The sequence below is a fragment of the Leisingera sp. F5 genome (assembly GCF_001593695.1).
Genome location: NZ_LUKH01000613.1, coordinates 1 through 1,998, shown reverse-complemented (window position 1 = coordinate 1,998; position 1,998 = coordinate 1). Strand labels below are relative to the sequence as shown.

General features: G+C 59.6%; 2 protein-coding genes. One reads left to right on the top strand and one right to left on the bottom strand.

Features of this window, described 5'->3' with window-relative positions; all coding sequences use genetic code 11:
* The coding region (locus tag A2I95_RS33905; RefSeq protein WP_291736871.1) for a reprolysin-like metallopeptidase at positions 1-1,119 on the top strand (1,119 nt) is incomplete at its 5' end.
* 42 nt (positions 1,120-1,161) lie between these two features.
* Here the strand turns inward: A2I95_RS33905 and rlmN are convergent.
* Positions 1,162-1,998 (bottom strand): 23S rRNA (adenine(2503)-C(2))-methyltransferase RlmN (gene rlmN, locus A2I95_RS33900; protein WP_291736870.1); only part of this gene is annotated, 837 nt, incomplete at its 5' end.

Genomic DNA, 1,998 nt, shown 5'->3' with positions numbered 1-1,998 from the left:
GACTTGGGGGATGCGGCTGACGACCCTTATGGCGCCAGCAGCTATTGGTCCTTCAACAGCACGCAGCGCGACTATTTCCGCCTGGCTCTTGCGGAGTTTGAAGAGGCGTCCGGCGTGCTGTTTGTCGAAACGGACGGCCCGGCGATGATCAACGCCTTTGGCTACAACGGCGGCTCTGCTGCAGGCTGGGCGGATCTTGCCTGGTCCACCTCATATTCCACCAATGAGGGGGAACTGGCGATTAAAAGCAGCAATATGGCGCCGGGATCCTATGGCTATGAAACGGTGCTGCACGAGATCGGCCATGCGCTGGGCCTTGAACATCCGCATGACGGTGACACTACGCTGGCAGACCACCTGGACGACCAGGAACACACCGTGATGACCTATAACTATGCCGGGTACAACGTCACGGAACTGGGCACGTTTGATGTGCAAGCCCTGACCCATCTTTATGGCGATACCGGCAGCACCGCAGGATGGAGAGCTTACGCCAATACGGCGGGCGACGTGGTGATCAAGGCCAGCAGCCGTGCAGAAACTGTATTGGCGACCGGGCAGGATACCAAGATTTATGCCAGGGGAGGCGAAGATACCGTCATTGGGCGCGAAGCGGATGACCGCCTGTTCGGCGGCGGCGGCGCTGACACTCTGACCGGTGGCTATGGCGAAGACAGGCTGGCGGGCGGTAAGGGGTCGGACGTTCTGATCGGCGGATTGGATGAGACCGACTATTCAGGCGCCTACGGTGAAGACGATTTTCTGAAAGGTAATGGCGGCAGGGACACGCTGTTTGGCGGCCAGGGGGATGACAGGCTGATCGGCGGCAACGGTAAAGACCGCCTAGTCGGCGGTGAAGGGTCTGACGTCTTGACAGGAGGCAAACACGCGGATGTTTTTGTGTTCGTGTCCGCCGATTATTGGGAAGACGAAGTTATTACGGATTTCGGCAGAGGCGATGACCGGATCGAATTCTCTGACACCTCAGTGGAAGAATTCGGCGATCTGACAATCACACAGGTAAATGGTAACACCCTGATCGGATTTTTCGGCAGTCACGAGATCGAGTTGACCGGCTACACCGGCACACTCACCGAGGACCACTTCCTGTTTACTTGATACGGCAGCCGGGGACCCTGCCGCGCCGGGGCCGGAGCCGGGTTACTTCACCCCGGTTTCGGCCTCAATCTGCTTACGGCTTTTGCGGGCGCGTTCGGTCGCAGATTTCAGCTGGCCGCAGGCAGCCATGATGTCATCGCCGCGGGTCTTGCGGATCGGCGAGGCATAGCCGGCCTGATAGACGATATTGGCAAAGGCATGAATTCGGTTGTTCGAGGACCGCTTGTACGGGCTGCCCGGCCATTCATTGAATGGGATCAGGTTTATCTTGGCCGGGATTTTGTAGCGCTTGATGTGCTCAATCAAACGGTGCGCGTCCGCGTCGGTGTCGTTCACCCCGTCCAGCATCACATATTCAAATGTGATCCGCTCGGAATTCGACACTTTGGGGTAATCCGCCAGCGCCTGCAGCAGCGTGTCGATGTTCCAGCGCTTGTTGATCGGCACCAGCTTGTCGCGGACTTCGTTTGTCGTGGCGTGGAACGAAATCGCCAGCAGGCAGCCGATTTCCTCGGCGGTGCGGGCAATCTCCGGCACCACGCCTGAGGTCGACAGCGTGATCCGGCGGCGGGACAGCGAGATGCCCTCGGGGTCCATCGCAATCTTCATCGCGTCGCGGACGTTGTCGAAATTATACAGCGGCTCGCCCATGCCCATCAGCACGATGTTCGACAGCAGGCGGGTTTCGTCCTTGGGCGCGCCGGGCACCGGCCATTCCTCCAGATCGTCGCGCGCCATCATCACCTGGCCGACAATCTCGGCCGGGGTCAGGTTGCGCACCAGCTTCTGGGTGCCGGTATGGCAGAAAGAGCAGGTCAGGGTGCAGCCCACTTGGGATGAGATACACAGCGTGCCGCGGCCGTCTTCGGGGATATAGAC